Source organism: Actinacidiphila sp. bgisy160 (genome assembly GCF_965342435.1).
Classification (GTDB): domain Bacteria; phylum Actinomycetota; class Actinomycetes; order Streptomycetales; family Streptomycetaceae; genus Actinacidiphila.
Genome location: NZ_CBDRCM010000006.1, coordinates 202,101 through 209,781 on the forward strand (window position 1 = coordinate 202,101; position 7,681 = coordinate 209,781).

Annotated in this window: 6 protein-coding genes; 1 reads left to right on the forward strand and 5 read right to left on the reverse strand. The window is 73.5% G+C overall.

The window, feature by feature from the left end:
* Positions 1-229: 229 nt before the first annotated feature.
* Together ACRWNP_RS08640 and ACRWNP_RS08645 are read right to left on the reverse strand one after the other, a co-directional pair.
* Complete coding sequence (locus tag ACRWNP_RS08640; RefSeq protein ID WP_431960430.1) at positions 230-2,947, reverse strand: SpoIIE family protein phosphatase; 2,718 nt, start codon at positions 2,945-2,947, stop codon at positions 230-232.
* A gap of 176 nt (positions 2,948-3,123) precedes the next feature.
* Positions 3,124-3,750 carry a histidine phosphatase family protein gene (locus ACRWNP_RS08645; RefSeq protein ID WP_431960431.1) on the reverse strand — a complete coding sequence of 209 codons (627 nt, stop codon included), beginning with the start codon at positions 3,748-3,750 and terminating at the stop codon, positions 3,124-3,126.
* A gap of 374 nt (positions 3,751-4,124) precedes the next feature.
* Here ACRWNP_RS08645 and ACRWNP_RS08650 point away from each other — a divergent pair, with 374 nt between their 5' ends.
* Entirely contained in the window at positions 4,125-4,403 is a 279-nt protein-coding gene (locus ACRWNP_RS08650; RefSeq protein WP_431960433.1) for a hypothetical protein, read from the forward strand.
* Here ACRWNP_RS08650 and ACRWNP_RS08655 read toward each other — a convergent pair.
* The 3 genes from ACRWNP_RS08655 to ACRWNP_RS08665 all read right to left on the reverse strand — a co-directional run bounded on the left by ACRWNP_RS08655 (position 4,393) and on the right by ACRWNP_RS08665 (position 7,184).
* On the reverse strand, positions 4,393-5,694 hold the full coding sequence (locus ACRWNP_RS08655; protein ID WP_431960434.1) for an RNA polymerase sigma factor: 1,302 nt from the start codon (positions 5,692-5,694) through the stop codon (positions 4,393-4,395). The genes ACRWNP_RS08650 and ACRWNP_RS08655 overlap by 11 nt on opposite strands.
* A 57-nt stretch (positions 5,695-5,751) precedes the next feature.
* A complete protein-coding gene (locus ACRWNP_RS08660) occupies positions 5,752-6,117 on the reverse strand; it encodes a YciI family protein (RefSeq protein WP_431960435.1) in 366 nt (121 codons plus the stop codon).
* Positions 6,118-6,707: 590 nt separating this feature from the next.
* Positions 6,708-7,184 carry a hypothetical protein gene (locus tag ACRWNP_RS08665; RefSeq protein ID WP_431960436.1) on the reverse strand — a complete coding sequence of 159 codons (477 nt, stop codon included), beginning with the start codon at positions 7,182-7,184 and terminating at the stop codon, positions 6,708-6,710.
* Positions 7,185-7,681 lie beyond the last annotated feature (497 nt).

The following is a 7,681-nucleotide window of genomic DNA, read 5'->3' on the forward strand; positions in this document are numbered from 1 at the left end:
CGACCGGTGGGGTGAGTGCCGCCGGGCCCGTTCGCCCGGGTGTGGCCGCTGACGGGCACGACGGGAGACGCGACGCCTCCGCCGCGGTCCGCGGGCGGGCCGCTCCCGTCCGGCGGCGCCGTGAGGGGTGGTACGCCGGTCGCAGCGCGTCTTCGCCCCCTTCGGCAGGCACGCCCGCCCGGGCCGGGCCCGGGTGCCGGCGGAGGCGCCCGTCCGAGCCCCGGGGCGTTCACCGCGTCGTGGCGTCGACCGCGCCCGTCAGCCGCGCACCCGCGTCCAGGACGCGGTCCGCCCAGGCGGGCAGCGGCTGCTCCGCCCAGATCACCTTGCCCTCGGGGGTGTAACGGGTGCCCCAGCGCTCGGCGACCTGCGCGACGAGGAACAGCCCGCGGCCGCCCTCGTCGGTCGTGGCGGCGTGGCGCAGGTGCGGCGAGGTGCTGCTGCCGTCGGACACCTCGCAGGTCAGCGTCCGGTCCAGCAGAAGCCGGACCCTGATGGGCGCGGAGCCGTAGCGGATCGCGTTGGTGATCAGTTCGCTGAGCACCAGCTCCATGCCGAACGCCAGCTCCGACAGGCCCCACTCGCCCAGCTTCTGCGCGACGGCGGCCCGCATCCCCGACACCGCCGCGGGTTCGACGGGCACCTCCCATTCGGCGACGTGGTCGGCGGGGGTGGCGCGGGTGCGGGCGATGAGCAGCGCCACGTCGTCCTTGGGGCGGCCCGGCAGCAGTGCCTCCAGTACGGCCTGGCAGCTCTCCTCGGGCGGCCGGTCCGGGTGGGCGGCCAGGGCCCGCCTCAGCATCTCCATGCCGACGTCCAGGTCCCGGGTGCGGTCCTCGATCAGCCCGTCGGTGTACAGGACCAGCTGGGTCCCCTCCGCCAGCTCCAGCTCCGCCGTCTGGAACGGCATGCCGCCCAGGCCCAGCGGCGGCCCGGCGGGCAGGTCGGGGAACTCCACGCTGCCGTCGGGGCGGACCAGGGCGGGCGGGTGGTGCCCGGCCCGCGCCATCACGCAGCGCCTCGAGACGGGGTCGTAGATGGCGTACAGGCAGGTGGCGCCCATGACGCCGGCCCCGATGCTGGTGCCGGACTCGTCCTGGTCGATGCGGCCGACCAGGTCGTCCAGGTGGCCGAGGAGCTCGTCGGGCGGCAGGTCGAGGGTGGAGAAGTTGTGCACCGCGGTGCGCAGCCGTCCCATCGTGGCGGCGGCGTGCAGCCCGTGGCCGACGACGTCGCCGACGACCAGCGCCACCCGGTTGCCCGGGAGCGGGATCACGTCGAACCAGTCGCCGCTGACGCCGGACTGCGCGGGCAGGTAGCGGTGGGCCACGTCCAGTGCGCTCTGCTCGGGCAGGGCGCGCGGCAGCAGGCTGCGCTGCAGGGTGACGGCCAGGGCGTGCTCGCGGGTGTAGCGGCGCGCGTTGTCGATGTTGATCGCCGCGCGGGCGACCAGTTCCTCGGCGAGCGAGAGGTCCTCCTCGTCGAACGGCTCCGGCTTCTCCATACGCCAGAAGTTGGCGATGCCCAGCACCACGCCGCGGGCCTTGAGCGGGGCCGCGATCAGCGAGTGGATGCCGTACCCGACGACCCGGTCGGTGCGCTCGGGGTCCTGGGCGAGCCAGCCGGGGTCGGCCGAGAGGTCGGCGACGATCTCCGAGCGGCCGCTGCCGAAGCCGCGCGCCTGCGGCGTGGAGGGCAGGAAGTCGATCAGCTTCCCGACCGGGTAGAGCGGGGCGTCGGAGCGGATGCCGTTGACGGCCGTGCGGCGCATGCCGCAGCCGGCGATGCCGCTCGGCTCCTCGCCGCACAGCACCGGGTCGGCCAGGTCGACGGTGACGAAGTCGGCGAAGCGCGGCACGGCGACCTGGGCCAGCTCCTCGGCGGTGCGCACCACGTCGAGCGTGGTGCCGATGCCCATGCCGGCGTCGTAGAGCAGCTTCAGGCGTTCCCTGGCGTCCTCGGCGCGGCCGGAAAGCGCCCGCAGTTCGGTGGAGTCGCGCAGGGTCGCGATCGATCCCTTGGGGCCGCCGTGGCCGTTGGTGGGACGCTGGTTCACCGCCAGCAGGCGGTCGCCGGCCGGGAGCACCTCGTCGGTGGCCACCCGCCGGGAGGCCAGCAGTTCGACGGTGCCGGGGTCGAGTCCGGGCAGGTCGGTGACCCGCTGCCCCTCGGCGTCGGGGGCGAGGCCGAGCAGGCGCCTGGCCTCGTCATTGGCGAGCAGCAGCCGCCCGTCCTCGTCGACGATGAGCACGCCCTCCCGCACGGAGTGCAGCACCGTGTCGTGGTGCTCGTACATGCGGGTCATCTCGGCCGGGTCCAGGCGGTGGGTCTGCCGGCGCAGCCGTTTGGCGACCAGGGCCGTGCCGCCCATGGCCACGGCCAGTGCGGCCGCGCCGGCGCCGAGGATGATCGGCAGCTGCTTGGCGACCACGCCGGTCACGTTCTTCACCTTCAGTCCGGCCGACACCAGCGCCACGACCTGGCCCTGCGGGTCGTCGACGGGGTCGAAGACGGGCACCACCGCCTGCACCTCGTGGCCGAGCGGGCCGTGCACGCTCTCGGTGTGGACCTTGCCCTGCAGGGACGGCCCGATGGTCCCCACGAACCGCTGGCCGATCCGGTCGGGGATCGGGTGCGTGTAGCGGATCCCGTCGGTGTCCATCACCACGATGAAGTCGACCCCGGCCTCCTTGCGGGCCAGTTCGGCGATGGGCTGGAGCGTCTTGGAGGGGTCGGGTTCCTTCAGCACGTCCACCAGGCCGGGGGAGCGCGCGAAGGTGCTCGCCGACGCGATCGAACGGTTGACGGCCTCGCGCTCGCTGTCGTGCCGGGACTGCAGGACGAGCGCGAACACGCCGCCCGCCACGAGCAGCACGACGATCGCCACCTGCAGGATGAAAACCTGTCCGGCGACGCTCCGCGGGCTCTTCTCGGTCAGTGACCGCATTGACACGCCCCGAATCGGTCGAAAACGTCGACCATGCCGACATTTCTAACACTGCCCGCCTGGACGTTCCATAGGCCACAAGGTCCCCGGCCCGGTCACCGGGCCCGTGCGCCGGTGTTCGCGGCGGCGCACGGGCCCGGGGTCCTGGGAGGGCGGCAGGGGGGCGGGGCGCGCCGTCAGAAGTGCAGTTCGGCCGGGAAACCGGTCCAGCGCAGCTCCTCCGGAAGGTGCCGCATGTCGTTGAAGAGCAGCACCGAGTTCGGGCGGCCGGGCGTGTAGCGGATCACCGTCAGGGCGGCGTTGGCGTGGTTGAGGCTGAGCCAGCGCCAGCGGGGCGCGTCCAGTGCCGCCGAGACCAGCCAGCCGATCAGGAAGTTGTGGGTCACGACCAGCTCGTGGGCCGCCTTCCCCGCCGCCATCGGCCCGGCGAACCGGGTCAGCGCACCGGCGGCCAGCCGAGGCCCCCCGGAGCGCTCCTCGGGGGAGAAGTGGTCGAGGAAGCGGGACAGGTAGTACGCGCTGTCCGGCGGCAGCTCGGACTCGGCGGGGAAGTACGGCGGGTAGTCCCCCGCGAGCTCGCTGGGCGCCACGGGCACCCCGCTTCCCAGCCGCTCCCCGATCAGCGCCGCGGACTGCGCGGCCCTGGGCAGCGGACTGTGGTGGACGGCGGAGATGGGGGAGCCCTTGAGCCGCTCGCCGAGGAGACCGGCCTGCCGGAAGCCGTTCTCCGTCAGGCCGGTCTCGTCCGGCAGCGCCTCGGCGTGCCGGGTGAGGTAGAGGTAGCGGCTCGCCGTTCCGGTCATGCCCTGTCCTTCTCGGGTTGTCGGACGATGGGTGTCCTGCGCGCGGGCCTCGTGTGGGGGCGGGGACCGTGCACGGGGTGCCCGGACTCCGGTGACGCGACGGCCGCATGTGGCGACGCCCCGCGCGCGGGCCGCGGTTCCCGCCGCGGGCGGCACACCGCAGGATGATCCCATGAGCGGGAAGTATGTCCACCCGCCCGGTGCCCGTCGGTGAGGGGCGCGTGGGAGCGGGCGCGTGACCGCGGGGGCGCGTGCCGTCCCTCCGGTCACATCCGTCACCCGGGTGACGGGCGGCGGCTGTTGGCGAGCGGATGCGGCGCGCCCGCGGCCGTACGATGAAGTCCAGGCCGTCGGCGAGACCGCGGGAGGCCGCGATGGACAGGACGAGGGTGACCACCCGTCACTACGGGCTGTACGGGCTCGTCGCGGCCGCCGCCGTCGTGCTGGTCGCGGTCGGGCTCGGTGTGCCGATCGGTGCGATCTTCATCCTCGCCGTGGCCCTGATGTGCCCATTGCTGATGCTGGTCATGCTGCACGCCCTGCGCGGGCCCAAGGCCCATCGCCACCCCGTCGTCGAGGACAACGCCGGCACCGCCGGCACCGCCGGCCGCCACCGCGGCCAGGGAACCGGCGCCAGGCCGCCTACTCCTTAGCCGCCAGGCTCGCCCGGGCGGCGCGTTCCACCAGCAGGGAACGCTCGCGCTCGTTGCGGGTCAGGGTGGCGGCGCGCAGGAACTCCTCGCGGGCCTCCGCGTGTCGGCCGAGCCGCTCCAGCAGATCACCGCGGACGCTCGGCAGCAGGTGGTAGCCGCGCAGCGAAGGCTCGCCGGTGAGCCGGTCCACGAGCGCCAGCCCTTCCCGCGGCCCGTGGGCCATGGTGACCGCGACGGCCCGGTTGAGTTCCACCACCGGCGTCGGCGTGCGCCGCGCCAGGGCCTCGTACAGCTCGGCGATCCGCCGCCAGTCCGTGTCCCGCGCGTCCAGGGCGCGGGCGTGGCAGGCGGCGATCGCGGCCTGCAGCGTGTACGGGCCCGGGGGACCGCCCGCCGCCTCGGCGCGCGCCAGGGCGGCGAAACCGCGGCGGATCAGCAGCTGGTCCCAGCGCCGCCGGTCCTGGTCGGCCAGCAGCACGGGCTGCCCGCCCGGGCCGGTGCGGGCCGCCGAACGCGACGCCTGGATCTCCAGCAACGCGGCCAGGCCGTGCACCTCGGCCTCCTCGGGCATCAGCCCCGCCAGCACCCTGGCCAGGCGCAGCGCGTCCTCGCACAGCGCCGGGCGCATCCAGTCGTCGCCCGCGGTCGCCGAGTAGCCCTCGTTGAAGACCAGGTAGATGACCTCCAGGACGGAGGACAGACGCTCGACCCGGTCCGGCCCGTGCGGCTGCTCGAAGGGGACGTCCGCCGTCGCCAGGGTCCGCTTCGCCCGGACGATGCGCTGGGCGACGGTCGGCTCCGGGACCAGGAAGGCGCGCGCGATCTCGGCGGTCGTCAGACCGCCCAGCAGCCGCAGTGTGAGCGCCACGCGGGCCTCGGTGGACAGCACCGGGTGGCAGGCGGTGAAGACCAGCCGCAGCAGGTCGTCCTCGATGTCGCCGTCGGCGGCCGCCTCCGCCGCCGCGAAGTCCGGCTCGTACGCCTGGCCGCCCACGCCCTCCAGGGTGTGGCCCAGTTCCCGGAGCTTGCGCGCGAAGACCTCCTTGCGGCGGACGAGGTCGATCGCACGGTGCTTGGCCGTGGCCATGAGCCAGGCGCCCGGGTTGTCAGGGACGCCGGCCCCCGGCCACTGCTCCAGGGCGGCGACCAGGGCGTCCTGGGCGAGCTCCTCGGCGACGCCGATGTCGCGCACGATCCGCGCGACACCGGCGATCACCCGGGCCGACTCGATCCGCCACACCGCCTCGATCGCGCGGCGGGCGTCGTCGGTGCCTGAAGCCGAAGCCGTCACAGGCACCCATCAGAGCAGCCGCTCGCGGCGAGGGCAACCGGCGGCCGGGCGCGGCGCTCAGGAGAGCTCCGGGGCCTCCTCGACCTGCCGCAGCTCGCAGGTGATCTCCCAGGCGTCGCCGTGGATCTGCAGGAAGCGCTTGGTCCACTCCACGGCCTCCTCCTTCGACTTCGCCTGGATGAGCGCGTAGCCGCCGATGAACTCCTTGGACTCGGTGAAGGGGCCGTCGACGACTGACAGCTTCCCGTGGTCCCAGTGCAGCCGCGTGCCCTCGGAGGTCGGGCGCAGACCGGCCGTGTCCAGCAGCACGCCGGCCTTGGACATCTCCTCGATGAGCTTGCCCATCTCCTCCATCAGCCGCTCGTCGGGGCCGCCCTCGGGGACGTTGTCCTCGTTGATCCGGATCAGGGACATGAAACGCATCGTGTTCTCCTTCGGTACGGGCGGGGAACCTCCCCGCTCCTGCCTACGCGTCGAACGGGCGACGCGCGGATCGACACGTCGGCGGAACTTTTTTTCGCGGACGTGTTCCCGGCCGTTCCCGGCACCACTCACTCGGACCGGTGATATCCGGTGCCGCGGCTTGGATCGGGAGGAAACGGTCCGTGATGCTGATCCACGAGCGGCAGCGCCGCGCCCCGGACCGGAAGCCGCGCCGGGCGCGCGGCGACACGAAGGAGAGTGGATGACCCGGATCCTTCTTCGCCGCCACCCCATACGCGGCGGCGACCGTCACGGCGGTCATCCGGGCGGGGTTGTTCGGACCCCGTGAGGGTCGCCGCCGCCTTCTCGTGCTGAGCGACGTCTCGGCCGTCCCCGAACTCGCCACGCCCCTGGACCGCACGCCTGGCCTCGCGGCCCTGCGCCCCGGGTTCGACACCGTGTGCTCCTGGCCGCGAGGAGGACCTCACCCCGTGGGGGCGGGCGCTGCGGCTCGCGTGGGACCCGGGTGACGGGCGCGTGGAGACCGTCTGCGAGACGCCGGACCGCCCGCCGGGCCCCCGGCGACCGTCTCACAGGCGGGTGGGAACGTGCGGCAGGGGGCGGGCGCCGGCGGTCAGCACCTCCAGGCAGGCGATGTGGAGACATGCCGGGCCGGTGAGTTCGGCGGCGCCCCTGGCGCAGAGCCACACGGCCGGGTGCCCGGCGGACCGCCGCGGGTCGGCGGCGGCCAGCCACCCGCCGAGGCTCAGGAAGCGCAGCCCGAGCGGGGACCAGACGTCCTCGGCGTGCGGCGGGACCAGGAAGTACAGGAAGCCGCAGCGCCGGTCCCACATGACGGGCCCGACGGGCGCGGTGCCGTCCCGCAGCCGTACGAGGACCTCGTGACCCGGCCGTTCGGGGATCCTGACGGCGTCCCACCCGTGGCCGGCCGGCAGCAGCGTCACCCTGTTCCTGGCGCGTGCCCACTCCTCGAGGCGCCGCTGTGGATCGCCGGCTCCTCGGGCGAGCCATGCGGCGAGGGCGGGCCCGCAGAATTCGTCGCACATACCACTCCCGGGTTCTGCTGCAAGTGATCAGCGCGCGGAAGCCCTTCGGCCGGGGGAGCCGACACGGCATGCATATATCTGCTGTCGGCATGTGCTGAGAGCAATGCCCATGGCGTTGAATCACTTGATCGGATGAGGCAAAAGCGGCCAGTTTTGGGCAACTGGGTTTCGGGGGCGTTGATCACCTCTAGATTCCGTCCGATGTGACCGGCGTCGGGCGTGACGCGGCGCGTTCCGAAGCGTTGAAGGTACGGGTTTCGGAGAAGGGAGGGCAGTTTTGGCGACGCCGGATAAAACCGCCCGGGGGAGCGCAGAATCGCTGTCCGGATTCCGGGACGCGGACCGCCTTCGCAGGGGAGCCCGGTGGGGCGGTCGGGCGCAAGCGGGTCCGCGCCGCCTTGTCCATAGCCATCGGACGAGTTGTCTGATGACATTGGACGCTAGCCTCTGGCGCGCCTCTCGGCAAGCATTTCGCGCCGGTTCGGTCCGGGCGACGT

What these genes read in the sequence shown, in the direction of transcription:
- ACRWNP_RS08640 (WP_431960430.1), bottom strand. Translation starts at nt 2,947, where the DNA reads ATGCGGTCACTGACCGAGAAGAGCCCGCGGAGCGTCGCCGGACAGGTT.
- ACRWNP_RS08645 (WP_431960431.1), bottom strand. Translation starts at nt 3,750, where the DNA reads ATGACCGGAACGGCGAGCCGCTACCTCTACCTCACCCGGCACGCCGAG.
- ACRWNP_RS08650 (WP_431960433.1), top strand. Translation starts at nt 4,125, where the DNA reads ATGGACAGGACGAGGGTGACCACCCGTCACTACGGGCTGTACGGGCTC.
- ACRWNP_RS08665 (WP_431960436.1), bottom strand. Translation starts at nt 7,184, where the DNA reads ATGTGCGACGAATTCTGCGGGCCCGCCCTCGCCGCATGGCTCGCCCGA.
- ACRWNP_RS08660 (WP_431960435.1), bottom strand. Translation starts at nt 6,117, where the DNA reads ATGCGTTTCATGTCCCTGATCCGGATCAACGAGGACAACGTCCCCGAG.